The 25,364-nt window shown below is 69.5% G+C and carries 17 protein-coding genes and 2 pseudogenes; 15 read left to right on the forward strand and 4 right to left on the reverse strand.

The annotated features are described in order from the left end of the window. The first annotated feature begins 131 nt into the window (after positions 1–131). From OG485_RS41875 to OG485_RS41885, 3 genes are all read left to right on the forward strand, one after another. Positions 132–494 carry a bifunctional 3-phenylpropionate/cinnamic acid dioxygenase ferredoxin subunit gene (locus OG485_RS41875; RefSeq protein WP_328674083.1) on the forward strand — a complete coding sequence of 121 codons (363 nt, stop codon included), beginning with the start codon at positions 132–134 and terminating at the stop codon, positions 492–494. Continuing rightward, complete coding sequence (locus OG485_RS41880) at positions 491–1,693, forward strand: NAD(P)/FAD-dependent oxidoreductase (protein ID WP_328674084.1); 1,203 nt, start codon at positions 491–493, stop codon at positions 1,691–1,693. Before OG485_RS41875 ends, OG485_RS41880 begins: the two co-directional genes overlap by 4 nt. A 130-nt stretch (positions 1,694–1,823) precedes the next feature. Continuing rightward, entirely contained in the window at positions 1,824–2,954 is a 1,131-nt protein-coding gene (locus OG485_RS41885) for an aromatic ring-hydroxylating oxygenase subunit alpha (protein WP_328674085.1), read from the forward strand. A 9-nt stretch (positions 2,955–2,963) separates the two neighbouring features. Here the strand turns inward: OG485_RS41885 and OG485_RS41890 are convergent, their stop codons facing one another. Next, positions 2,964–3,761, reverse strand: a complete 798-nt coding sequence (locus OG485_RS41890; RefSeq protein ID WP_328674086.1) for an IclR family transcriptional regulator — start codon at positions 3,759–3,761, stop codon at positions 2,964–2,966. Positions 3,762–3,912: 151 nt separating this feature from the next. Here OG485_RS41890 and betA point away from each other — a divergent pair, with 151 nt between their 5' ends. Together betA and OG485_RS41900 are read left to right on the forward strand one after the other, a co-directional pair. After that, the gene (gene betA / locus OG485_RS41895) at positions 3,913–5,571 is read left to right on the forward strand and encodes a choline dehydrogenase (RefSeq protein ID WP_328674087.1); all 1,659 of its coding nucleotides are present in this window, start codon (positions 3,913–3,915) and stop codon (positions 5,569–5,571) included. A 240-nt stretch (positions 5,572–5,811) separates the two neighbouring features. Then, positions 5,812–5,928, forward strand: a pseudogene (locus OG485_RS41900) (5,10-methylenetetrahydrofolate reductase); the annotation flags it as partial. 107 nt (positions 5,929–6,035) lie between these two features. Here the strand turns inward: OG485_RS41900 and purU are convergent. Continuing rightward, positions 6,036–6,908, reverse strand: a complete 873-nt coding sequence (gene purU / locus OG485_RS41905) for a formyltetrahydrofolate deformylase (protein WP_328674088.1) — start codon at positions 6,906–6,908, stop codon at positions 6,036–6,038. A gap of 219 nt (positions 6,909–7,127) precedes the next feature. Between purU and OG485_RS41910 the strand changes: the two genes are divergently transcribed. From OG485_RS41910 to OG485_RS41950, 9 genes and pseudogenes are all read left to right on the forward strand, one after another. Beyond that, positions 7,128–8,597 (forward strand): aldehyde dehydrogenase family protein, encoded by a 1,470-nt coding sequence (locus OG485_RS41910; RefSeq protein ID WP_328674089.1) that lies wholly within the window; start codon positions 7,128–7,130, stop codon positions 8,595–8,597. Between the two features lie 20 nt (positions 8,598–8,617). Then, entirely contained in the window at positions 8,618–9,706 is a 1,089-nt protein-coding gene (locus OG485_RS41915; RefSeq protein WP_328674090.1) for a quaternary amine ABC transporter ATP-binding protein, read from the forward strand. Beyond that, a complete protein-coding gene (locus tag OG485_RS41920; protein ID WP_328674091.1) occupies positions 9,706–11,715 on the forward strand; it encodes an ABC transporter permease in 2,010 nt (669 codons plus the stop codon). The genes OG485_RS41915 and OG485_RS41920 overlap by 1 nt, the downstream gene beginning before the upstream one ends. 13 nt (positions 11,716–11,728) lie before the next feature. After that, positions 11,729–12,697 (forward strand): ABC transporter substrate-binding protein, encoded by a 969-nt coding sequence (locus OG485_RS41925; protein WP_328674092.1) that lies wholly within the window; start codon positions 11,729–11,731, stop codon positions 12,695–12,697. A 216-nt stretch (positions 12,698–12,913) separates the two neighbouring features. Next, on the forward strand, positions 12,914–15,361 hold the full coding sequence (locus tag OG485_RS41930; RefSeq protein WP_328674093.1) for a GcvT family protein: 2,448 nt from the start codon (positions 12,914–12,916) through the stop codon (positions 15,359–15,361). Positions 15,362–15,570: 209 nt separating this feature from the next. Then, positions 15,571–16,803, forward strand: a complete 1,233-nt coding sequence (locus tag OG485_RS41935) for a sarcosine oxidase subunit beta family protein (RefSeq protein ID WP_328674094.1) — start codon at positions 15,571–15,573, stop codon at positions 16,801–16,803. 11 nt (positions 16,804–16,814) lie between these two features. Beyond that, a complete protein-coding gene (locus tag OG485_RS41940; RefSeq protein WP_328674095.1) occupies positions 16,815–20,072 on the forward strand; it encodes a sarcosine oxidase subunit delta family protein in 3,258 nt (1,085 codons plus the stop codon). Then, a complete protein-coding gene (locus OG485_RS41945) occupies positions 20,065–20,667 on the forward strand; it encodes a sarcosine oxidase subunit gamma (protein WP_328674096.1) in 603 nt (200 codons plus the stop codon). The genes OG485_RS41940 and OG485_RS41945 overlap by 8 nt, the downstream gene beginning before the upstream one ends. A 149-nt stretch (positions 20,668–20,816) precedes the next feature. Then, a pseudogene (locus OG485_RS41950) lies at positions 20,817–20,990 on the forward strand (SMI1/KNR4 family protein); the annotation flags it as partial. A 252-nt stretch (positions 20,991–21,242) separates the two neighbouring features. Here OG485_RS41950 and OG485_RS41955 read toward each other — a convergent pair. Both OG485_RS41955 and OG485_RS41960 read right to left on the reverse strand, forming a co-directional pair. Then, positions 21,243–22,361: a fatty acid desaturase family protein gene (locus OG485_RS41955; RefSeq protein WP_328674097.1), complete on the reverse strand. Its 1,119-nt coding sequence runs from the start codon at positions 22,359–22,361 to the stop codon at positions 21,243–21,245. A gap of 7 nt (positions 22,362–22,368) precedes the next feature. Further along, positions 22,369–23,424, reverse strand: a complete 1,056-nt coding sequence (locus tag OG485_RS41960; protein WP_328674098.1) for a ferredoxin reductase — start codon at positions 23,422–23,424, stop codon at positions 22,369–22,371. A gap of 87 nt (positions 23,425–23,511) precedes the next feature. On the opposite strand from OG485_RS41960, the gene OG485_RS41965 reads away from it, so the two are divergent. After that, entirely contained in the window at positions 23,512–24,651 is a 1,140-nt protein-coding gene (locus OG485_RS41965; RefSeq protein ID WP_328674099.1) for a PucR family transcriptional regulator, read from the forward strand. Positions 24,652–25,364 lie beyond the last annotated feature (713 nt).

A 25,364-nucleotide genomic window follows, 5' to 3' on the forward strand; every position in this document is an offset into this window, starting at 1 on the left:
ATCGAGTTCCGTGTTGCGCACCCTGAGGGACGTCTCGGAGTGCCCTGTGGACGCCTTGACAAGGGTTCTGGCCGACCCCAAACTATCGTTGCGCTCACTGCAATCCGTTTCGCTATACGCACCGAGGTGTCATGATGATTCCCGCGTGCCGTCTCGCGGATCTCCCGCGAGGTGAGGCTCACCGGCTCGACATCGATCCGCCGGTCTCGGTCTTCCACACCGAGGACGGCGAGCTCTTCGCCATCGACGACACCTGCACCCACCAGGACGCCTCGCTCGCCGACGGCTGGCTGGAGGGCTGTGAGGTGGAATGCCCGCTGCACGCTTCGAAGTTCGACCTGAGGACCGGCGCGGTCGACTCACCGCCGGCCAAGCTCCCGGTCCGGACGCACGAGGTCGTCGTCGAGGACGGCGTGATCCACGTCCGGTTGTCCGCAGTTGCCCCCAACCTGCCGCCCTGCGTCGCAGCCCGGCTCGCCGGGGGTTCCGCGTGAGGACCGTCGCCGTGGTCGGCGCCTCGCTGGCCGGTCTGTCGGCGGCGCGCTCGCTGCGGAAGCAGGGCTATGACGGGCGGCTGGTCGTCATCGGTGACGAACTCCACCGCCCGTACGACAGGCCTCCGCTGTCCAAGGAGTTCCTGGCCGGCACCCTGGGTGAGGCGGAACTCTCGCTGGAGACGGACGACGAGGACCTGCGGGCGGAGTGGCTGCTCGGCGCTCGTGCCACCGGACTCGACCGCACCGAGCGAGCCGTCCGGCTCGCCGACGGGCGGGAGGTCCGCGCCGACGGCATCGTCATTGCGACCGGCGCCGCGGCGCGCACGCTGCCGGGGTCCGAAGGTCCGGCCGGAGTGCACACCCTGCGTACCCTGGACGACGCCCGCGCCCTGCGGGACGAACTGGCCCGGGGCGGACGGCTGGTGGTGATCGGTGGCGGCTTCATCGGTGCGGAGGTCGCCTCCACCGCATACACCCTCGGGCTGGACGTGACGGTCGTCGAGGCGGCCCCGACGCCGCTGGCCGGACCCCTCGGCGCGCGAATGGGCGGCATCGTCTCCGCCCTCCATGTGGACCACGGCGTAAGACTGTTGTGCGGCGTGGTGGTCAAGAGGCTGAGCGGGGACGAGCGAAGCGGGATGGGGGTCTCCCCGGACGGAGTCCGGGGGAGGGTGGACGCCGTCCTGCTGGAGGACGGCCGCAGCATCCCCGCCGATATCGTCGTCGTCGGTGTCGGCGCGCGTCCGTGCGTCGAGTGGCTGGACGGATCCGGCGTCGACCTCGACAACGGCGTCAAGTGCGGTCCCGACGGCCGCACCAGCCTGGCTGGCGTGGTCGCGGTCGGCGACTGCGCCAACTGGTACGACCCGCGCGCGGGCGCCCACCGTCGCGTCGAGCACTGGACCGGTGCGCGCGAGCGTCCCGATGCCGCCATCGCCACGCTGCTGGCGGGCGGTGCGGTGGAACCGGGCGTGCCCCGGCCGCCGTACTTCTGGTCCGACCAGTACGGCGTGAAGATCCAGTTCGCCGGTCACGCGGCAGCCGCCGACAGCGTGACCATCGAGGCGGGCGCCGCGGACGACCGTGACGTCCTGGCCGTCTACCGGCGTGCCGGAGTTCCGGTCGCCGTGCTCGGGATGAACCAGCCTCGGTTGTTCACCCGCTGGCGCAAGCAGCTCGCCGCCGCGAGCTCTTGACACGGCCCTCGAGTCCTTTCATGCTGCGGTTGCGCATGGTGTGCAGCGTTGCTCCATATACAACACCGCCCGGAGTCCTTCCTCCTGGCGCGTGAATGGCCCCTCCACGACGCTTCCCGAGGAGTGCACCGTGACCTCGACCAGCCTGCCGGACAGCCTGATCGCCACCCTCCCCGGCTCCTCCTACACGGATCCGGGGATCTTCGCCCAGGAGCAGGAGCGCATCTTCGAAACGATGTGGTTCTGCGCCGTGCGTTCCTCGGAGCTGGCAAAGCCCGGCGCCTTCCGGACCGTGGAGGTGGGCCGCGAGAGCATCCTGATGACGCGAGCGCGGGACAACTCCGTACGGGCCTTCTTCAACGTCTGCCGGCACCGCGGTGCCAAGCTGTGCACGGAGGAGTCCGGTGAGGTCAAGCGGGCTTTCCAGTGCCCGTACCACGCCTGGACCTACGACTTGAACGGCAAGCTCGTCGCGGCGCCCAACCTCATGAAGATGCCCGACGTCGGCCGCACGGAGTTCGGCCTGGTCGGCGTGGCCACCCGCGAATGGCTCGGCTACGTCTGGGTCTGCCTGGCGGAGAACCCGCCCTCCTTCGAGGACGACGTCATCGGCGAGGCCGTCGGCCGGCTCGGCGACGTGGAGTCGATCGAGCACTACGACATCGACAACCTCGCGGTCGGCAAGCGGATCGTCTACGACGTCAAGGCGAACTGGAAGCTCATCGTCGAGAACTTCATGGAGTGCTACCACTGCGCCACGATCCACCCCGAACTCACCGAGGTGCTCCCCGAGTTCGCCGACGGCTACGCCGCTCAGTACTACGTCGGCCACGGCGCCGAGTTCGGTGAGGAGGTCCAGGGCTTCACCGTCGACGGCTCCGAGGGCCTGGACCGCATACCCGGCGTGTCCGACGACCAGGACCGCCGCTACTACGCGATCACCGTCAAACCGCAGGTCTTCATCAACCTCGTCCCCGATCACGTGATCTTCCACCGGATGTACCCGGTGGCCGTCGACCGCACGATCGTCGAGTGCGACTGGCTCTATCTTCCGCACGTCGTCGAGAGCGGCAAGGACGTCAGCCGGTCCGTGGAGCTCTTCGACCGGGTCAACCGCCAGGACTTCGACGCGTGCGAGCGCACGCAGCCCGGGATGAGCTCCCGGATGTACGCCAAGGGCGGGGTGCTGGTGCCCAGCGAACACCACATCGGTGCCTTCCACGACTGGGTGAACGGGCGCCTCGGTACTCCCCGGCCGTAGTGGGGCGGGTCAGCCCAGGTAACCCATCCGGTGGCTGATCTCCTCCGCGCCCTTGACCAGCACCGGAGCGAGTTCGTGCAGGCGCTCCTCGGTGAACCGGTACGCGGGTCCGGAGGCACTGAGTGCCGCGATGACCTCGCCGTTGCGGTCGCGCACCGGCGCGGCCATGGCGTGGAGCCCGACCTCCAGCTCCTCCAGGGTCCAGGCGTAGCCGCGCTCCCGGGCCTCGGCGAGGTTCTTCTCCAGCTTCGTCTTCGAGGTCAGGGTGTGCGGGGTCACCTTCTTCAGGCCGGCCTCGGCCAGCAGCGCGGTGCGCTCCTTGGCGGGCAGATGCGCCAGCAGGACCTTGCCGCTGGAGGTGGCGTGCAGCGGGGTCAGCTGGCCGACCCAGTTGTGCGCGGTGACGGCCCCCGGGCCGCGTACCTGGTAGAGGTTGATCGCGTAGCGCTCCTGCATCACGGCGATGTTGACGGTCTCACCGATCTCCTCGGCGAGCCGCTCGCAGACCTGGCGGCCCTGCTGGGTGATGTCGATGCGCCCCGTGACCGCGCCTGCCAGCCGTACGATGCCGAAGCCGAGGCGGTACTTGCCGCGCTCACCCGCCTGCTCCACCAGGCCGCGCGCCTCCAGGGCGCCGAGCAGCCGGAACGCGGTCGACTTGTGGACATCGATCTCGGCGGCCACCTCGCTGACGCCGGCCTCGCCGCGCTGGGCCAGGATCTCCAGCACGCTGATGGCGCGGTCGACGGACTGCACACCGCCGGACTGCGAACCTGTCGTTTCCATGTCGGGACCGTAGTTGCTCATAGCGAAACTATACGCGTAGTAAACAACAGCGGCGCAAGCAACGGCATGGAAACGTGGACCTTGCAAGTTGCGTTGCTCGCAACCTGGTGCGTATGGCGATACCCGTACTAGCATGCCCCGCGTATCTACGGCGCGAGCGAGACGAGGCACCATGGCTCCCTTGCAATACGACTTCGTCATCGTCGGCGGTGGATCCGCCGGCAGCGCACTGGCGAACCGGCTCTCCGCCGACCCGGCCAGCCAGGTGCTGGTCCTGGAGGCGGGCCGGCCCGACTACCCGTGGGACGTCTTCATCCACATGCCCGCGGCGCTGACGTATCCGATCGGCAGCCGGTTCTACGACTGGAAGTACGCGTCGGAACCCGAGCCGCACATGGGCGGCCGGCGCATCTATCACGCGCGCGGCAAGGTGCTGGGCGGTTCCAGCAGTATCAACGGCATGATCTTCCAGCGCGGCAACCCCATGGACTACGAGCGCTGGGCGGCCGAGGCCGGCATGGAGTCCTGGGACTACGCGCACTGTCTGCCGTACTTCAAGCGGATGGAGAACTGTCTCGCGGCCGAACCCGACGACGAGTTCCGCGGCCACGACGGTCCCCTCGTCCTTGAGCGCGGCCCCGCCACGAACCCGCTGTTCGGCGCCTTCCTCAAGGCCACCCAGGAGGCGGGTCACGCCCCCACCGACGACGTCAACGGCTACCGGCAGGAAGGTTTCGCGCAGTTCGACCGCAACGTCAGCCGCGGCCGCCGGCTGTCGGCCTCGAAGGCGTACCTCAAGCCCGTGAAGAAGCGGCCCAACCTCACCGTCACCACCCGGGCCCTGGTCACCCGCGTCCTCTTCGAGGGCAAGAAGGCCGTCGGTGTCGAGTACCGGCGCCGCGGCAAGGTCCGACAGGTGCGTGCCCGCGAGGTCATCCTCTGCGGCGGCGCCATCAACTCCCCGCAGCTGCTCCAGCTCTCCGGAGTCGGCAACGCCGCCGAACTGTCCGCCCTGGGCATCGACGTCGTCCACGACCTGCCCGGCGTCGGCGAGAACATGCAGGACCACCTGGAGGTCTACATCCAGTACGCCTGCAAGCAGCCCGTCTCCATGCAGCCGTACATGGCGAAGTGGCGAGCGCCCTTCATCGGCCTGCAATGGCTCTTCCGCAAGGGCCCTGCCGCGACCAACCACTTCGAGGCCGGCGGCTTTGCCCGCAGCAACGAGGACGTGGACTACCCCAACCTGATGTTCCACTTCCTGCCGATCGCGGTCCGCTACGACGGCTCCTCGCCGGCCGGCGGCCATGGCTACCAGGTGCACGTCGGGCCCATGTACTCCGACGCCATCGGCTCGGTGAAGATCAAGAGCAAGGACCCGCAGGAGCACCCGGCGCTGCGCTTCAACTACCTCTCCACCGAGCAGGACCGCCGCGAGTGGGTCGAATCGATCCGGGTCGCCCGCGAGCTCCTCAACCGGCCGGCCCTGGCCCCGTACAACGACGGCGAGATCTCACCCGGCCCGGCCGTGGCGAGCGATGAGGAGATCCTCGCCTGGGTCGCCAAGGAGGGCGAGACCGCCCTGCATCCTTCCTGCACCTGCAAGATGGGCACTGACGAGATGTCCGTCGTCGACCCCACCAGCATGCGTGTGCACGGCGTGGAGGGACTGCGCGTCGTCGACGCGTCGGTGATGCCCTACGTCACCAACGGCAACATCTACGCGCCGGTGATGATGATCGCGGAGAAGGCGGCCGACCTCATCCTCGGCAAGGAGCCGCTGCCCGCCTCCAAGGCCGCGTACTACCGATACCGGGATGCCCGGAAGTAGGGCCGGGCGGACGTTGGACGCCACAGGGTTCCGGGCACTGCTGTCGAGTGTCCGCTGCGAGGTGCTGCCCGCGAGGACGACCCAGCAGCGATCCCGGCACAGCGCGAAGAAACAGGAAGCCACGGATTCCCGACCGGAAACCGTGCCGCGTAGCGGCACGGCAACCAGCCAAGGAGGCCAGAATCCTCGCCCTTCAGGGCGAGGAGCATGTCAATCGCCCGACCGGCTGCTCGCGCGGCCCGCAGTGGGAAGGCGCTGACCGCGCCCTCGGCCGGGGTGGCGGGCCTGCACGTGTTCACGTTCAACCAGATCGCCGAGACCGAACGGTGGCGCCGCGCGCTGCTGGACCGGCCGGGCGACCGAACCGATCGCCGGAGCGGGTCACCTCGTCCAGGAGGACGCCCGGGTTCGTATACGACGATGGCGGGGCCGGAATCCGGCCCCGCCCCCTCATGCCGTACCGCTCAGCGGAAGACCACCGTGCGGTGGCCGTCCACCATGACGCGGCTCTCGCTGTGCCACTTCACCGCGTGCGCGAGTACCTGTGCCTCCACGTCCCGCCCGACCGTGACCAGGTCCCCGGCGTCGAGCGAGTGGTCCACCCGGACCACGTCCTGCTCGATGATCTGCCCTTCGTCCAGGTCCGGTGTCACGTAGTGCGCCGTCGCCCCCACGAGCTTCACGCCGCGGGCGTAGGCCTGCTCGTACGGGCGCGCGCCCTTGAAGCTGGGCAGGAACGAGTGGTGGATGTTGATGGCGCGGCCCTCGAACTGCTTGCACAGGTCGTCGGAGAGGATCTGCATGTAGCGGGCCAGCACCACGAGGTCGATCTCCAGGTCGTGGACCAGCTCCAGCAGGCGCGCCTCGGCCTCGGCCCTGGTGTCCTTGGTGACCGGGATGTGGTGAAACGGGACGCCGTACGTCTCCGCCAGGCTCTCGAAGTCCCGGTGATTGGAGACGATCGCCGGGATCTCGATGTTGAGGGCGCCGGTGTGCCGGCGGAAGAGCAGATCGTTCAGGCAGTGGCCGAACTTGGACACCATGATCAGCGTCCGGGTCGGGGTCGACGCTTCGCTCAGGGTCCAGGCGATGCGGTAGGCCTCGGCGACGGGACCGAATCGGTAACGCAGAGTTTTCGCATTCGCGTCAGGGTCGGAGACGTCGAAGTGAACCCTCATGAAGAAACGGCCCTGGAGTCGATCGTCGAACTGCCGGCTCTCCAGGATGTTTCCCGAGTTCCTGACGAGGAAGCCGCTCACGGCGTGGACCAGGCCGGCGCTGTCAGGACACGAGAGGGTGAGGACGTACTCACGGCCAGGTTGCGGGCGAGGGGACATGTGCAGCCTCCGTCGGTGCGTATTGCACAACTCGGTGAGCGATGCGCAACATGGTTGGGGTGGATGGGGTCATCGGTCAAGAGAGGAGGGTCGATGGGCCCCTTGCGAAATCGTCATCCGCCAACCCCTTGACGTAGGTCTGTGGCGTTCGCCATGGTGTTCCACCACAAGCAATTGAATGCACGATGCGCAACGCGTAACGGCTGAAGGGCTTGGCGAGTGGCAGACCTGTACGTGGCTGGGGAATGGCGCGACGCGGTGGCCGGTGGGCGCCGGGAGATCCGCTGTCCCGCTGATGGTGCGCTTGCCGCGACCGTGTCCGAGGCGACGCGTCCGGATACCGAGGCGGCGATCGCGGCGGCCCGCCGGGCCTTCGACGAAGGTCCCTGGCCGCGCACCCCCGAGCGGGAGCGCGGTGTGCTGCTGCTGCGCACCGCCGACCTCATCGGGCGCGACGCCAAGGAGTTCGCCCGCGCCGAGTCGCTGGACACCGGCAAGCGGCTGGTGGAGAGCGAGTACGACATCGCCGACGTCGTCTCCTGTTTTCGCTACTACGGCGGGATCGGGGGCACGGACGCCGGCCGGGTGATCGACACCGGTCGTGATGACGCCGTCAGCCGTGTCGTCTATGAACCGATCGGCGTGTGCGGGCTCATCACCCCTTGGAACTACCCTCTGCTGCAGGCCAGTTGGAAGGTCGCCCCGGCGCTTCTCGCGGGCAACACGATCGTCCTCAAGCCCAGTGAGCTCACCCCCTCCACCTCGATCCTGCTGATGCGGGCACTGGAGGAGGCCGGGCTCCCGGCCGGCGCCGCCAATCTCGTCCTGGGCACGGGCCCCGAGGCGGGCGCACCGCTCTGCGAGGACCCGGCCGTCGACATGGTCTCCTTCACCGGAGGCCTGGAGACCGGCAAGCGCATCATGGCCACCGCCGCCGCGACCGTGAAGAAGGTCGCGCTGGAGCTCGGCGGCAAGAACCCCAACGTGGTCTTCGCCGACGCCGACTTCGAGACGGCCGTCGACTTCGCCCTCACGGCCGTCTTCCTGCACTCGGGCCAGGTCTGCTCGGCCGGCGCCCGGCTGATCGTCGAGGACTCGATCCATGACGCCCTGGTCGACGAGGTCGTCCGTCGCGCCCGGCGGATCCGACTGGGCGGGCCCTTCGACCCCGAGGCCGAGACCGGCGCGCTGATCTCCGCGCAGCACCGGGAGAAGGTCGAGGCGTATGTCGCGGCCGGCCTCGCGGAGGGTGCCGTACTGCGCTGCGGCGGCGAACGGCCGGGCGATCCCGCCCTCGCGGACGGTTACTACTACCCGCCGACCGTGCTCGACGCGTGCACCCAGGACATGAGGGTGGTGCACGAGGAGTCCTTCGGACCCGTGCTGACCGTCGAGCGCTTCACCGACGAGGACGACGCCGTACGCATCGCCAACGACACCGAGTACGGACTCGCCGGAGCCGTCTGGACCCAGGATGCCGGGAAGGCCCAGCGGGTCGCCCGGCGACTGCGCCACGGCACGGTGTGGATCAACGACTACCACCCCTACGTGCCGCAAGCGGAATGGGGTGGCTTCGGGCACTCGGGCGTGGGCAGGGAGCTGGGACCGACCGGCCTTGACGAGTACCGGGAGCCCAAGCACATCTGGCAGAACATCCAACCCCGGCCGCAGCACTGGTTCCGCGGCTGAACGCCGAAGAGAGGCCGATCGTGACCCCAGCACAGGCTGAGGCGCCGCAGCGGCGCGGCACGCCCCAGGACTCGGCCCCCACGCCGGTCATATCCGTGCGCAAGCTGTGGAAGGTGTTCGGGCCGAAGGCGGACCAGGTACCGAACTCCGAGGAGCTGTGCGGGCTCACCCGTCGCGAGCTGATGGACCGTACCGGATGCACCGCTGCCGTACGCGATGTGAACTTCGAGGTCTCGCCCGGCGAGGTCTTCGTCGTCATGGGCCTGTCCGGCTCCGGGAAGTCCACCCTGGTGCGATGTCTGACCCGGCTGATCGAACCCACCGCAGGGGAGATCGTCTTCGAGGGCGAGGACATCCGCGACGCGGACGACAAGCGCCTGCGCGAACTGCGCCGCCGCAAGTTCTCCATGGTCTTCCAGCACTTCGGGCTGCTGCCGCACCGAAGGGTCGTCGACAACGTGTCGTTCGGCCTGGAGATCCGCGGCATGAGCAAGGCCGAGCGCACCAGGCGGGCGCTCGAGGTCGTCGAACTGGTCGGCCTCTCCGGCTACGAGAACTCCTACCCCGACCAGCTCTCCGGCGGTATGCAGCAGCGCGTCGGCCTTGCCCGGGCGCTGGCCGGCGACCCGGACGTACTCCTCTTCGACGAACCGTTCTCGGCGCTCGACCCGCTGATCCGCCGGGACATGCAGAACGAGGTCATCCGGCTGCACCACGAGGTCGGCAAGACGATGGTGTTCATCACCCACGACCTCTCCGAGGCGCTCAAGCTGGGTGACCGCATCCTCATCATGCGCGACGGCAGGACGGTCCAGTGCGGCACCGGTGACGAGCTGGTCGGCGCCCCCGCCGACGACTACGTACGCGAGTTCGTCAAGGACGTGCCGCGCGGCGACGTACTCACCCTGCGCTGGATCATGCGCGCGCGGGAGGACGGCGACGAACTGGACGGCCCCGAGCTGGGCCCGGACGTCGTGGTGAAGGAGGCCATCCGGGCGGTGCTCACGGCCGACAAGCCCGTCAAGGTCGTCGAGAACGGCAAGCTGCTCGGCATCGTCGGCGACGAGGAGATCCTCGCGGTGGTCACCGGGCCGGAAGGCGGCGCGTGATGACCGTCGCCATCGAGAAATCCCAGAAACCCGAAAAAACGGAGGTCGCGGAGTCGGCCGCGCCCGCCGAGGGCGCGCGCAAGGTCAGCCGGCCCATGGTGATCGGCGCGATCCTCGTCGTCTGGCTGGTGCTGTTCGCCGTCCTGCGCGGAAAGCAGACCCTGCCGCTGGCGGCGGCGGATCTGACCGGTCTGCACCGGTGGATCAACGACTTCAACGACTCCGTCGGCGCCCATCGCAACTCCAACCCGCTCTTCCTGTACTTCTTCAACGAGATCCGGCTGGTCATCGACAACCTGGTGACCTTCATCCAGCACCTGATCTCCCAGCCGTCGGGGGCCCGCCCGGTCCCGCAGGTCGGCTGGCTCGGCGTCGTCGGCATCGCCGGGTACGTCTCCTGGGCCGTGGGGAACTGGCGGGTCGCGCTGCTGGCCGTGGCGGGCTTCACCTTCTTCGGGCTGCAGGGGCTGTGGCAGGAGAGCATGGACACCCTCGCCCTGACCCTCTCCGCGGTGTTCGTGGCCCTGCTGTTCGCGATCCCGCTCGGGGTGTGGGCCGGGCTGTCGGACCGGTTCAACCGGATCATGACGCCCTTCCTGGACTTCATGCAGACGATGCCGACCTTCGTCTACCTGGCACCGCTGACCCTGTTCTTCCTCATCGGCGGAGCGTCCGCCACCATCGCCACCGTGATCTACGCGGCCCCGCCGACGATCCGCATCACCGCGCACGCCATCCGCAACGTGTCGAAGACGACCGTCGAGGCGGCCGAGTCCCTGGGCGCCACCCGCCGTCAGTCCCTGCTCAAAGTCCTGCTGCCGATGTCCAGGCGGACCGTGGTGATGGGTGTCAACCAGACCATCATGGCCGCCCTGGCCATGGTGACCATCGCGGCCCTGATCAACGCGCCGGGTCTCGGTGTGAACGTCCTCCAGGCACTGCAGTCGCTCGACGTCGGCACGGCCTTCAACGCGGGTCTCGCCATCGTGGTCATGGCGATCGTCCTGGACCGGGTCACGACCGCGGCCAGCGCCCGCGAGGAGAGCGCGCGGCGTTCCAAGAACCGCTTCGTGAAGTGGCGGCGGCCACTGCTGGGCGCGGGCGCGGTGGTCACGGCGGTCCTGATCCACCTGTCGCACACCTATCTGTGGGCGGCGGACTTCCCCGGCGACGGCACGATCGGCCACCACATCGCGAGTGCGGCGGACACCGCGACCAACTGGGCGCAGGACAACCTGTCGGGTCTGACCAACGCCTTCCGCGACGCCGTCACCAACGGCCTGCTCAACCCGTTCCAGACGCTGCTCACCGACTCCCCGTGGTGGCTCGTCGGCACGGTGCTGGTCGCACTGGGCGTGGTGTTCGGCAGTTGGAAGGCCGGGGTCACCACGGCCGTGTGCGTGGGCCTGCTGGTCGGTACGGGTGTGTGGTCGGACGGCATGACGACGCTGGCCTCGACGCTCGTCGCCACGGTGCTGGTGATGGTGCTCGGCGTCGTCTTCGGCGTGTGGATGGGGCGCAGCACGCTCGTGGACCGGCTGATCCGGCCCACCCTGGACGCGGCCCAGGTCATGCCGCCGTTCGTCTATCTCGTGCCGTTCCTCGCGCTGTTCGGCGCCACCCGTTTCACGGCCATCGTCGCCGCGATCGTCTACGGTGCGCCGGTCGCCATGAAGATCATCGCCGACGGGATCCGGGCCGTGCCCGAGACCACCGTGGAGGCAGCCACCTCCGCCGGGTGCAACACCTGGCAGATCATCACCAAGGTCCAACTGCCGATGTCACGCAGTGCCCTGACGCTCGCGACCAACCAGGGCCTGATCTACGTGCTGTCGATGGTTGTTGTGGGCGGCCTGGTAGGAGCAGGGGCCCTCGGCTACGACGTCGTGGCCGGATTCTCGCAGGGAGAGCTGTACGGCAAGGGGCTTGCGGCGGGATTCGCCATCGTACTGCTCGGAGTCATGTTCGACCGGATCACTCAGGCAGCGGCGCGTCGCGCGGGCGCTTAAGGAGCACGACACCATGGCAAGATACTGGCGAGCCGGCGCGGCCGGCCTGGCCGTCCTCGGCCTCACCCTCACCGCGTGCGGCGGGGCGAAGGTCGGCGACTCCTCCTCGGGTTCGAACAGCGCGGGCAGCTCGGGCAAGTGCGGCACGTTCAACCTCGCGGTCAATCCCTGGGTGGGTTACGAGGCCGACGCGGCGGTCGTCGCGTACGTCGCCGAGCACAACCTCGGCTGCAAGGTCGACAAGAAGAACCTGAAGGAAGAGATCGCCTGGCAGGGCTTCGGCACCGGCGAGGTCGACGCCGTCCTGGAGAACTGGGGCCACGACGACCTGAAGAAGAAGTACATCACCCAGCAGAAGACCGCGGTCGAGGCCGGCGAGACCGGCAACAAGGGCATCATCGGCTGGTACGTGCCGCCGTGGCTGGCCAAGGCGCACCCCGACATCCTCGACCACAAGAACCTGAACAAGTACGCGTCCGAGTTCAAGACGTCCGAGTCGGGCGGCAAGGGACAGCTCCTCGACGGCGACCCGTCGTACGTCACCAACGACGAGGCGCTGGTGAAGAACCTGAAGCTGGACTTCAAGGTGGTGTACGCGGGCAGCGAGACCGCGCTCATCCAGTCCTTCCGGGACGCCGAGAAGAACAAGAAGTGGGTGATCGGCTACTTCTACGAGCCGCAGTGGTTCCTGTCCGAGGTGCCGCTGAAGAAGGTCTCCCTGCCGAAGTACACGAGCGGCTGTGACGCCGTCGCGGAGAAGGTCGCCTGCGACTATCCCGTCTACAACCTGGACAAGATCGTCAGCTCGAAGTTCGCCAAGTCGGGCAGCCCCGCACACAACCTGGTGAAGAACTTCAACTGGACGAACGAGGACCAGAACACGGTCGCCAAGTACATCGCCCAGGACAAGCTGTCCGACGAGGCGGCGGCGAAGAAGTGGGTGGACGCCAACAAGGACAAGGTGGACGCCTGGATCAAGTAGGCCGAGGCCACAAGCCGGTCGGACATGCCCGGCGGGCGGTGCGTGCAGGTGCGCGCCGCCCGCCGGGCATTGCCGTGTTCAGGGCGGTATTTCGGGCTGTTTTCCGACGTCACGGCCCCCTTGACACCCCCTCCCCGCGGCGGGCACATTGAGTTGCGCAACCTGAACGGTGTTGCGCAGACAGCAACTCGACGGTTTTGATTCGGAGGTGCGGCGATGGCGGGACCCCGAGTGGTGATCATCGGAGCAGGCGTCGTGGGAGCGGCCCTCGCCGACGAGATCTCCGCGCGCGGCTGGACCGAGGTGACCGTGGTCGACCAGGGCCCGCTGCCGGCCACCGGGGGATCGTCGTCGCACGCCCCGGGCCTGGTCTTCCAGACGAACTCTTCCAAGACCATGACCGAGTTGGCCCGCTACACGGTCGAGAAGTTCTGTTCCCTCGACGTCGACGGCAAGCCCTGCTTCCTGCAGGTCGGCGGCCTCGAAGTGGCGACCACCCCCGAGCGCGTCGCCGAGCTGCACCGCCGGCACGGCTGGATCACCGCCTGGGGCATCGAGGCCCGGCTGCTGAGCCCCGAGGAGTGCGTCGAGCAGCACCCGCTCGTCAACCCGGACAAGGTCCTCGGCGGCCTCCTCGTCCCGACCGACGGCCTCGCCAAGGCCGTCCTCGCGGTAGAGGCGCAGATCCGCCGGGCCACCGAGCGCGGCGTACGCTTCCTCGCCCGCCACGAGGTCCTCGACGTCCGGCAGAGCGGGGGCCGCGTCACCGGCGTCCTCACCGACCAGGGGGAGATCCCCGCCGACTTCGTCGTGTGCTGCGCCGGTATCTGGGGCCCGAAGATCGCCCGCATGGTCGGCATGAACCTTCCGCTCACCCCGCTCGGCCACCAACTCGCCTGGACCGGCCCGGTGCCGGCGCTCGCGGGCCAGACCGAGGAGGCGGTGCGCCCGATCCTGCGCCACCAGGACGCCGACCTCTACTACCGCGACCGCTTCGACGGCATCGGCATCGGCTACTACGGTCACCGCCCGATGCCGGTCTCCGCCGACGACATCCTGTCCGTGGACGAGGCCGACGAGATGCCGTCGGTCCTGAAGTTCACCGAGGACGACTTCGAGGACGCCTGGACCGAGACCCGGTCCCTGCTCCCCGCGACGCGCGAGGCCAAGGTCGAGGAGGGCATCAACGGCCTGTTCTCCTTCACCACCGACGGCCAGCCGCTCCTCGGCGAGTCCCCGGACGTCAAGGGCTTCTGGGTCGCCGAGGCCGTCTGGGTCACCCACTCCGCCGGTGTCGGCCGGGCCATGGCCGAATGGCTGGTCGACGGCTACTGCTCGTCCTTCGACCTGCACGAGTGCGACGTCAACCGCTTCGAACCGCACCAGCTCGCCCCCGAGTACGTCCTGGCCCGCGGCTGCCAGAACTTCGTCGAGGTCTACGACATACTCCACCCGCTCCAACCGTCCGGGGACCCGCGCCCGATCCGCACGAGCCCCTTCCACGCCCGCCAGCAGGAGCTGGGCGCCTTCTTCCTGGAGGCGAACGGCTGGGAGCGCCCCCAGTGGTACGAGGCCAACGCGACCCTGCTGGAGGGCCGTTCCATTCCGGCCCCGAACGACTGGGCCGCGCGCCACTGGTCCCCGATCGTCGGCGCCGAGGCGCAGGCCACCCGCGAGAGCGTCGCGATGTACGACATGACGGCCCTCAAGCGCCTTGAGGTCACAGGTCCCGGTGCCGCCGCCTTCCTGGAGAGGCTGTCCACCAGCAAGATCGACAAGTCCGTCGGCTCCGTCACGTACACCCTCCTGCTGGACGAGGACGGCGGCATCCGCAGCGATGTCACCGTCGCCCGGCTGGCCCGCGACCTCTTCCAGGTCGGCGCCAACGGCAACCTGGACCTCGACTGGTTCACCCGCCACCTCCCAGCGGTAGCCGGGGGAGGCACGGTCCAGGTCCGTGACATCACCCCGGGCACCTGCTGCATCGGCCTGTGGGGCCCGCTCGCCCGCAAGGTCCTGCAGCCCCTCACCGACACGGACTTCTCGAACGACGGCCTGAAGTACTTCCGCGCCAAGCGCGCCCACATCGGCTCCGTCCCCGTCACCGCGATGCGCCTCTCCTACGTCGGCGAGCTGGGCTGGGAGCTGTACACCACCGCCGACCTGGGCCAGAAGCTGTGGGACACCCTGTGGCAGGCGGCCAAGCCGCTGGGCGGCATCATCGCCGGGCGCGGCGCCTTCAACAGCCTCCGGCTGGAGAAGGGCTACCGGTCCTTCGGCGCCGACATGACCTACGAGCACGACCCCTACGAAGCCGGCCTGGGCTTCGCCGTCAGGCTCGACAAGGGCGACTTCATCGGCAAGGCCGCCCTTGAGCACCGTAGGACCGAAGTCCGCCGCAGGCTGACCTGCCTCACCATCGACGACCCGCAGTCCGTCGTCATGGGCAAGGAACCGGTGTACGACGGTGACCGCGCCGTCGGCTACGTCACCAGCGCCGCCTACGGCTACACGATCGGCAAGGGCATCGCGTACGCCTGGCTCCCGGCGGAACTCGCCATCCCCGGCACCACCGTGCACATCGGCTACTTCGACCGGCGCGTCGAGGCGGTCGTCGCCGAGGAGCCCCTGTTCGACCCGACCATGTCCCGCCTCCGTGGCTGAGTGCCGACTCCGAGACAAGGAGCACTGTCGGTGACCGCTCAGGTGCTGGACGGCAAGACGACCACCACCGCGATCCGCCGCGAGCCGCGAACTCGCCGTGCTGCTCGCCAATGTCGTCGAAGCCGCCGAGAGGAACGCGAACGCCGTATGAACGTGACGGCCCCCGAGCACCCGCTGTATCCGTTCCTTTCAGAAGACGGAGACGTCCGATGAGCCCCCTCACCCCAGGCACCGACCTCCCGGACCACCCGGATTTCCTCTGGCGCACACCCGAGCCGAAGCGTTCGTACGACGTGGTGATCGTGGGCGGCGGCGGCCACGGCCTCGCCACCGCCCACTACCTGGCGAAGAACCACGGCATCACCAACGTCGCCGTGCTGGAGAAGGGCTGGCTGGCCGGCGGCAACACGGCCCGCAACACCACCATCATCCGCTCCAACTACCTGTGGGACGAGAGCGCCGGCATCTACGAGCACGCGCTCAAGCTGTGGGAGGGACTCGCGGAGGAGCTCGACTACCCGATCCTCTTCTCCCAGCGTGGTGTACTGAACCTCGCCCACAGCCTCCAGGACGTCCGCGACAGCGTGCGCCGCGTCGAGGCGAACCGCCTCAACGGCGTGGACGCGGAGTGGCTCGACGCGGACGGCGTCAAGGAAATCTGCCCGATCGTCAACATCTCACCGGACGTGCGCTACCCGGTCCTGGGCGCCACCTACCAGCCGCGCGCCGGCATCGCCAAACACGACTACGTGGCCTGGGGCCTGGCCCGCTCGGCGGACGCCGTCGGCATCGACATCATCCAGAACTGCGAGGTCACCGGCCTGGAGCTGGTCGGCAACCGCGTGGTCGGTGTCCAGACGAACCTCGGCCCCATCGCGGCGGGCAAGGTCGCGCTCTGCTCGGCGGGCCACACCTCGGTTCTCGCCGCCATGGCCGGCATCGAACTCCCCGTCCAGAGCCACCCGTTGCAGGCGCTCGTGTCGGAGCTGCTGGAGCCGGTGCACCCGACGGTCGTCATGTCCAACGCGGTCCACGTGTACGTCAGCCAGGCCCACAAGGGCGAGCTGGTGATGGGCGCGGGCATCGACGCGTACAACTCCTACACCCAGCGCGGCGCCTTCCACATCATCGAAGAGCAGATGTCCGCGGCCCTCGAGCTCTTCCCGGTCTTCGCCCGCGCCCACGTGCTGCGCACCTGGGGCGGCATCGTCGACGTCAGCCCCGACGCCTCACCGATCGTCGGGCTCAGCCCCGTCGACAATCTCTACCTCAACTGCGGCTGGGGCACGGGTGGCTTCAAGGCCACGCCGGGCGTGGGCTGGGTCTACGCCCACACCATCGCCCACGACGCCCCGCACACCCTCAACGCCCCCTTCTCGCTCGACCGTTTCACCACCGGCGCGCTCGTCGACGAGCACGGCGCTGCCGCGGTGGCCCACTAGGGAGCCCGACCATGCTGCTCATCCCCTGCCCGTGGTGCGGGCCCCGCGACGAGGCCGAGTTCCACTACGGCGGCCAGGCCCACGTGCCCTACCCCGAGGACCCCTCGGCCCTCACCGACGAGGAGTGGGCCCGCTATCTGTTCTTCCGCGACAACCCGAAGGGCCCGTTCGCCGAGCGCTGGAGTCACGCGGCGGGCTGCCGCAAATGGTTCAACGCGGTACGGGACACGGCCACGAACGAGATCCTGGCGGTGTACCTGGCGGGTGAGGAACGCCCGGCGGCGCCCGGGCCCCGCCCGGTGCGCTCAGCCTGTCCGGGGGCACCACCTCTGGTGGAGTCCGAGGACAAGACCCCTTCACCGCCGACGGCGGTCCAGGGGACGGAGCCCCTTCAGGACGGGACGGGCGGGAGCGGTGGCGGTGCTGCCTCCATCAGCGGCTCCGCCCCAGGCCAGCCGTTCCGTCACCCCACCCGCGGCCGCATCCACCGAGACACCCCCCTCACCTTCACCTTCGACGGCACCGAGTACCAGGGCGTCCGAGGCGACACCCTCGCCTCCGCCCTCCTCGCCAACGGCGTCATCGAGGCCGGAACCAGCATCAGACTCGGCCGCCCCCGCGGCATCTTCTCGGCCGGTGTGGAGGAGCCCAACGCGGTCGTCCAGATCCAGGCGCCCTTCCCCGAGCCGATGCTCCCCGCGACCACCGTCGAGCTCTACGACGGCCTGGTCGCGAGCAGCCTTTCCGGCCAGGGCCGCCTCGCCGGCGAACCGGACCCCGCCCGCTACGACGCCGTACACGCCCACTGCGACCTGCTGATCGTCGGCGCGGGACCGGCCGGCCTTGCTGCGGCGGCGGCCGCCGTCCGCAGCGGAGCCCGTGTCATCCTCGCCGACGACCAACCGGAGCCGGGCGGCAGCTTTCTGGGCACGGCCGAACACCTCGACTGGGTGGCGGATGTCACCGGGCAGCTCGACAACGCCCCCGAGGTGCGAATCCTGCGCCGTACCACCGTCTTCGGCTACTACGACGACAACCATCTCCTCGCCGTCGAACGCCGTACCAACCACCTCGGGGCCGACGCCCCCGAGCACGTCTCCCGCGAGCGCGTCTGGCGCATCCGGGCGCGTCGCGTCGTCCTGGCCACCGGCGCCCACGAGCGCTCGCTGGCGTTCGCGGACAACGACCGCCCCGGTGTGATGCTCGCCGCCTCGGCCCGCACCTACGTCAACCGTCACGGTGTGCTGCCCGGCCGCCGTGCAGTCGTCCTCACCACCAACGACAGTGCCTACGACGCAGCGCTGGACCTCACCGCCGCGGGCGTGGACATCGCGGCGATCGTCGACACCCGCCCCGCACCGGGAGAGTGGGCGCAGCGCGCTCGGCACGCGGGTATCGAGGTGATGGCCGGGCACGCCGTCACCGGCACGAAGGGCGACGCGCGGCTGACCGCGGTGACCGTCGCCCCGTACGGAGAGTCCGAAGGACAGCGGGAGTTCACTGCCGACCTGCTGCTGGTCTCCGGCGGCTGGAACCCGGTGGCCCACCTGTTCAGCCAGTCGGGCGGCAAGCTGCGGTACGACGAGGCACTGGGCTTCTTCGTGCCGGACACCTGCCGGCAGGCGGTCGAGGTCGCGGGCAGCGCGAGCGGTGCCCTGGATCCGGCCGAGGTCCTGGCCCAGGGCGCCGCCGCCGGTGCCCGCGCGATCGAGGCCGAGGGCTACACCCCGCAGGCGCCCAGCCTGCCGGCGGTGGCCGCACGGCCGCGGCAGACGCCGGCGATGCACGTGTACGTCGTCCCCGGTGCTCCGGGCTCGCCCCGCTTCGTCGACCTCCAACGCGACGTCGCCGTCGACGACCTGGCCCGGGCGGCCGGCGCCGGTCTGCGCTCGGTCGAGCACACCAAGCGCTACACGACGGCGGGCACCGCCAACGACCAGGGCAAGACCTCCGGGTTCCTGGCCGGCGGCGTCGTCGCCGAGCTGCTCGGTGTGGACATCTCCGCGCTCGGCACGACCACGTTCCGGCCGCCGTACACGCCGGTCTCCTTCGCGGCGCTCGCCGGCCGTGACCGCGGCGTCCTGAGCGACCCGGTCCGCACGACCGCCATCCACGAGTGGCATGTCGCGCACGGCGCCCTCTTCGAGAACGTCGGCCAGTGGAAGCGCCCCTGGTACTACCCGCAGGACGGCGAGGACAGGGAAGCCGCGGTCCTGCGCGAGTGCGCCGCCGCCCGCGACGGCGTGGCCTTCATGGACGCCTCCACCCTCGGCAAGATCGACGTACAGGGCCCGGACGCGGGCGTCTTCCTCGACCTGCTCTACACCAACATGATGAGCACCCTGAAGGTCGGCATGATCCGCTACGGCGTGATGTGCCGCCCGGACGGCATGGTCTTCGACGACGGCACCGTCATCCGCCTCACCCAGGACCGCTTCCTGGTCACCACCACGACCGGAAACGCGGCCGTCGTACTGGACTGGATGGAGGAGTGGCTGCAGACCGAGTGGCCCGAACTGAAGGTCCACTGCACATCCGTGACCGAACAGTGGGCCACTGTCGCCCTCGTCGGCCCCCGCTCCCGCGACGTCCTCGGCGCGCTGGCACCCCAACTGGCCGTGGCCAACGACGACTTCCCGTTCATGGCATGGCGGGAGACCACCGTCGCGGGCATCGGGGCCAGGGTGTGCCGGATCAGTTTCTCCGGCGAACTCGCCTACGAGATCAACGTGTCACCCTGGGAAGCACTCACCCTGTGGCAGGCACTGCACGAGGCCGGTTCCCCGCACGGCATCACCCCGTACGGCACCGAGACCATGCACGTCCTGCGTGCCGAGAAGGGCTACCCGATCATCGGTCAGGACACCGACGGCACGGTCACCCCGCAGGACCTGGGCATGAGCTGGGCGGTGTCGAAGAAGAAGCCCGACTTCATCGGCAAGCGCTCCTACGCCCGCGCCGACACCGTCCGCCCCGACAGGAAGCACCTCGTCGGCCTGCTCCCTGTGGACCCGGCCGTCTTCCTCCCCGAGGGCACTCACCTGGTCGCCGACAGCGAGCTGCCCGCACCGCCCGTCCCGATGCTCGGCCACGTCACCTCCAGCTACCGCAGTGCCGCCCTCGGCCGGACCTTCGCGCTCGCCCTGATCAAGGGCGGCCGTGACCGCATCGGCGAGCGGCTGTACGCCCCCGTCGGTGACCGGCTGGTCCCGGTGACCGTCGCAAGCCCCGTCCTCTACGACCCCGAGGGAGCCCGCCGCGATGGCTGACACCGCCCTGACCGCCCCGCTCCGCAGCCCCTTGTCGCAGGCCGCGGACCGCCTGGCCGCCGTGACCCGCACGTCGGGAGGCGCGATCCGGCTGGCCGAACTGCCGTTCCTGGCCCAGATCAACCTGCGCCTCGACGCCAAGGGAGCGGCGGCGGACGCCGTCGGGCTCGCACTGGGCCTGCAACTGCCCCTCGAACCCAACACCGTCGTACGCGCCGGGGAACCGACCGTGCTGTGGCTCGGTCCGGACGAATGGCTGGTGACCGGCCCGACCGGCAGCGAACGGGACCTGGAGCACCGGATCCGGGAGGCAGCGGGAGACGAGCCCGTCTCCGTCACCGACGTCTCCGCCCAGCGCACCACGATCCTCGTGGCAGGTCCCCGCGCCCGCGATCTGCTGGCGCACGGCTGTGCGCTGGATCTGCATCCGAGGGCCTTCGGCTCCGGCCGTTGCGCCCAGACGACCCTGGGCCGCACGCAGGTCGTCCTGGTCGCCCGGGACGAACCCAGGGCCGGGTTCTGGGTACTGGTCCGTTCGTCCTTCGCAGGCTATCTGGCGGACTGGTTGCTGGACGCGGCGACGGAGTACGTCTGAGCGACCTCGGCGGGGTGGGCGATGCCGCTGCGTCGAGTCCGGCTCCTGGGGCAGGAGCGGTCCCGCCACACCGCGCGGCCCTCAATGACGGCACCCGCGCGGGTTCCTGACGTATCCGTGACCGCTGTCGGCCATGAACAGCGGCTCCAGGCAACGCAGACGGCTTCTGGGGCCCGTACGTCTTCTCCGCCCCGGACTTTCTGGCCTGGTAGGAACGATGGCTCGACCGCATGGCTTCCGGACAGGACAACCGGGCCCTGGAGCTCACCTCACCCCGGCTCCGAGCGCATCCGATGCGGCAGCGGCTCGCCCACTCACCGTGACCCCTCCACAGAACCCGAGTCAGAACCCGTTCTCGTGAGCAGGGCCACCTGGTATTCCACTCATCCGGGTCAGCGGGCGAGCGGACACCGGCCGAGGGGTGCACGGTGGTGGTGCCGACGTCGCGGAGCACCGACTGCCCCGGATCCCGTGTCGTACGGTCTGGCGTCGCGGCCGCCCACCGTCCGCAACGGATCTCACCGGACCCGGCGGTGCCGCCGGTACGGCCGAGAGATCTGAACCGATACCGGGAATCAGGCGGCGACGAGCTCCTGCTCGCGGTCCGGCGTTTTGACCTTGGGCTTCTTGTTCGGCAGCGAGAGCCGGAAGACCTTGTGCCACGCGGAGAACACCTGCTTGGGCAGCGGGCCGGTGATGTACTCCAGCTCGTACTTCTCGAACAGCGCGCGCACCTTCACCGCGACCTCGGCGTACCGGTTGCTCGGCAGGTCCGGGAACAGGTGGTGCTCGATCTGGTGCGACAGGTTGCCGGTCATGAAGTGCATGGCCTTGCTGCCGCTGATGTTCGCCGAGCCCATCATCTGGCGCAGGTACCACTGGCCGCGCGTCTCGCCCCTGATCGACCGGCGCTCGAAGACCTGTACGCCCTCGGGGAAGTGCCCGCACATGATCACCGAGTGGGTCCAGACGTTGCGGACCAGGTTCGCGGTGAACGTGGCGGCGAGCGTGGGGAGGAACGACGGGCCCGACAGCAGCGGGTGGATCACGTAGTCCTTGAGCACCTGCTTGCGGATCTTGCGGCCCACGGCCTTGGCCCGCGCGCGGAACTCCGGGTTCTTGCGGCGGCGCTTGTGCAGGTTCTTGCCGAGCTCCAGGTCGTACGCTGCGATGCCGTACTCGAAGAAGCAGGCGTTGATGAAGTTCCACAGCGGCTGGCCGAGGTGGAACGGGTGCCACCTCTGGTCCTCGTCGACGCGCATGATGCCGTAGCCGAGGTCGTTGTCCTTGCCGATCACGTTGGTGTACGTGTGGTGCAGCTCGTTGTGCGAGTGCTTCCACTGCTCGGACGGCGAGACGTGATCCCACTCCCAGGTGGTGGAGTGGATCTTCGGGTCCCGCATCCAGTCCCACTGGCCGTGCAGGATGTTGTGGCCGATCTCCATGTTGTCCATGATCTTCGCCACGGACAGCCCGGCGGTGCCGAGCAGCCACGCGGGCGGGAAGATCGAGAACAGCAGCACGCCCCTGCTGACCAGCTCGAGCTTGCGCTGCGCCGAGATGACCTTGCGGATGTAGGCGGCGTCCTTCTCGCCGCGGCCGGCGATCACCTCGTCGCGGATCGCGTCCAGCTCGCGGCCCAGCTCCTCGATCTGCTCCGCGGTCAGGTGGGCGGTGGGGTCGATGGCGGTCAAGGTGCTCCTACCGTTCGATGTCGCAGGGGCCCGCCGCGGCGGACACGCAGGTCTGGATGAGGACGCCCGGCTCGGCCTCGGTGATCTCGCCGGTGCGCAGGTCGCGGACGGCGCCCGCCTTGAGCGGCGTGACGCAGCCGAAGCAGATGCCCATGCGGCACCCGGAGGGCATGAGCACGCCGGCCTCCTCGCCGATGTCCAGCAACGGCGTGGCGCCGTCCGCGTCGACGGTCTTGCCGGTGGCGCTGAACGTGACCTCGCCGCCGTCGCCGGCGACGACGATGCCGGGGCGGAAGCGTTCGGTGTGCAGGCGCTCTTGGACGCCGTGCTCGGCCCAGTGCTCTTCGGCGGCGTCGAGCAGGCCCGCGGGCCCGCAGGCCCAGGTCTCGCGCTCGGCCCAGTCGGGCACGAGTTCGTCGAGGCGGGCGATGTCGAGCATGCCGTCCGTGTCGGTGTGCACCTCGGTGAGCCGCAGTTTCTTGTCCGCGACCAGGTCGTGCAGTTCGTTGCGGAAGATCACGTCTTGCGGCTGCGGCGCGCAGTGGACCATGACGACGTCGTCGAACTCGGTGTCGCGCAGCATGCCCATCACGGGCGTGATGCCGCTGCCGGCCGTCAGGTAGAGCACCTTGGCGGGCTTGGCCTGCGGCAGCACGAAGTCACCGGTCGGCTGGTCGAGCTGGATCAGCGTGCCCGGTTTCGCCCTGCGGACCAGGTGGTTGCTGACCTTGCCGTCCGGGATCGCCTTCACGGTGATCGTGACGCGGCCGTCCTGGCGGTCTGTCGGCGAGGTGAGGGAGTAGGCGCGCCACAGGCGCACCCCGTCGACGTCGACCCCGATCCGCACGTACTGACCGGCCGTGTGGCCGCGCCAGCCCCGCCCCGGCTTGATCACGATGGTCGCGGCGTCACTCGTCTCGGGGTGCACGGCCTCGATGCGCCCCCGCAGGTCGGCGCCCGCACGCAGCGGGCTGACCAGGTCGAGGTAGTCCGACGGCAGCAGCGGCGTCGTGACCATCTCCAGCAGTTTCCACGCCCTGCTGCGAAGGGCTGTACTCGTCATGACTCCAGCTTGCTGCGCCTCAAGGCGTAAAGTCCTGACCGCAGGACGTAAATCTGGTCGGCTGAATTGTTCGCAGGGAATAGAAACGTGAGCCATGCAATCCGGAGGGCCAGCGAACTGGCCCTGGATGAGACGACGGTCACCGCCCTTCGGGCCGCGCTGAAGAGCACCGCCGACGAGGTCGTCCAGGCGATCATCGACGAGGTCCCTCCCTACGCCAACGCCCTTTCGGGTCACATGGGCGCCACCATCCGCCGAGCCGTCCGCACCGCCCTGGGGCACTACCTGGACCGCGCGAGCGGGAACGCCACAGGCGGCGACGCCGGTGACGCGGCCTACGAGCTGGGCCGCGGCGAGGTGCGCGACGGCCGTTCGATGGACGCCCTGCTCAGCGCCTACCGCGTCGGCGCCCGCGTGGCCTGGCGATGCCTGGCAGCGGGTGCCGTACCCGCAGGTCTGCCCGCCGCCGAGGTCGCCAAGTTCGCCGAGCTGACCTTCGCCTACATCGACGAGCTCTCCGCCGCGAGCGCCGCGGGCCACGCCGACGAACTGGCCGCCCGGGGCAGGGACCACGAGCGCCACCTGGAACACCTGGCCCGCGACCTCCTCGCCGGCGCGAGCCAGGACGTGCTGCTGGCCTCTGTTCAACGGGCCGGGTGGCAGCCTCCGGTTTCGCTGACCGCGGTCCTGCTGCCCGCCGCCCAGGCCCGGCCCGCCTACCGCGCGCTCGACCCGAGCACCCTCGTCCTCGACGATCTGCCGGACGCCACCGGTGTGCTGCTCGTCCCCGATGCCGACCGATCACGTCTCTTGCGGCAGCTGACCGACCGCACCGCCGTGGTCGGCCCGGCCCGGCCATGGACTCGTGCGTCCGACTCGTACGCACGAGCCGTACGCGCGCGTTCCCTCTCCTCTGATATTCGCGACACCGAGGACCACCTGCCCGAGCTGGTGCTGAGCGCCGACATGGACGCGTTCGCAGACCTGCGTGCCCGAGCCCTGGCACCGTTGCGGACCTTGCCTGCCTCGACCGCACAGCGGCTGGAGGAGACGCTGCGGGCGTGGCTGCTGCACCAGGGCAGGCGGGACGAGGTGGCGGCGGCGTTGTTCGTCCATCCCCAGACAGTCCGGTACCGGATGTCGCAGCTGCGGGAGCTGTTCCCGGATCTCGCATCGCCACACCGGGTTCTTGAACTGACGCTGGCGGTCGGTCTTCGGGTCAGCTGACGCGTACTCCGACCGTCCACGACCGCGCAGCGATCACCGCCCTGCTTGCCTTCCACGCCCTGCGCCCGGCGAGATCCGCCGTCCGCCCCTGGACGACGCCCGCCGCCTCGACGACGGCCGGCTGTCCCTGCCCGGCCGCACCATCCGCCTGGCCGAACCGGTACGCCTACGCCTGGCCGCCTGCCTTGCCGACCGCAGCCACCGCTGGCCGCACCCTGCCAACCCTCACCTCTTCCTCACCCACCACACCGCCCTGACCACCAGGTTCGGCCTCACCTTCGACGCCGCCACCCGCTGCACCCGCTCCTACCGGGACACAGCCGCACTCCAGCCATGCCCCGCGTCGGTCCGGCCGATACCGACAGAGCACGAGTGAGGAGCGGCACTCCCTTCCCGGTGCGGCCCAACAAGCGGGTGCGGCTGCGACGGACTGGGACGACGGCGGTCACGGAGCCGTTCATCGCCGGCGCTCACAATGCACCGGGGAGGCTGACCGAGACCGCGGGCACCGCCCGGGCTGCGTGCTGACATGCGCGCCTACCGACCCTGGGAGGCGCCTTCGGGCGGCGCCGGCAACAGCAGGTAGCTCAACCCGCCAGGGCTATATCGAGGTCGGGCCGGAACGGGGAGTACGGGGCCGTTCGTACGGGACGCGTGACGCGTCGGGGAGCCCTCGATGCTGCGCTCCACCCGCGTGACCAGCCGGATGTCAC

Origin of the sequence: Streptomyces sp. NBC_00328 (assembly GCF_036139655.1) — a bacterium.
Lineage (GTDB): Bacteria > Actinomycetota > Actinomycetes > Streptomycetales > Streptomycetaceae > Streptomyces.

Coding starts and splice junctions, on each gene's coding strand:
- OG485_RS41925 (WP_328674092.1), top strand. CDS start 11,729: ATGGCAAGATACTGGCGAGCCGGCGCGGCCGGCCTGGCCGTCCTCGGC.
- purU (WP_328674088.1), bottom strand. CDS start 6,908: ATGTCCCCTCGCCCGCAACCTGGCCGTGAGTACGTCCTCACCCTCTCG.
- OG485_RS41945 (WP_328674096.1), top strand. CDS start 20,065: ATGGCTGACACCGCCCTGACCGCCCCGCTCCGCAGCCCCTTGTCGCAG.
- OG485_RS41935 (WP_328674094.1), top strand. CDS start 15,571: ATGAGCCCCCTCACCCCAGGCACCGACCTCCCGGACCACCCGGATTTC.
- OG485_RS41960 (WP_328674098.1), bottom strand. CDS start 23,424: ATGACGAGTACAGCCCTTCGCAGCAGGGCGTGGAAACTGCTGGAGATG.
- OG485_RS41890 (WP_328674086.1), bottom strand. CDS start 3,761: ATGAGCAACTACGGTCCCGACATGGAAACGACAGGTTCGCAGTCCGGC.
- OG485_RS41930 (WP_328674093.1), top strand. CDS start 12,914: ATGGCGGGACCCCGAGTGGTGATCATCGGAGCAGGCGTCGTGGGAGCG.
- OG485_RS41875 (WP_328674083.1), top strand. CDS start 132: ATGATGATTCCCGCGTGCCGTCTCGCGGATCTCCCGCGAGGTGAGGCT.
- OG485_RS41920 (WP_328674091.1), top strand. CDS start 9,706: ATGACCGTCGCCATCGAGAAATCCCAGAAACCCGAAAAAACGGAGGTC.
- betA (WP_328674087.1), top strand. CDS start 3,913: ATGGCTCCCTTGCAATACGACTTCGTCATCGTCGGCGGTGGATCCGCC.
- OG485_RS41940 (WP_328674095.1), top strand. CDS start 16,815: ATGCTGCTCATCCCCTGCCCGTGGTGCGGGCCCCGCGACGAGGCCGAG.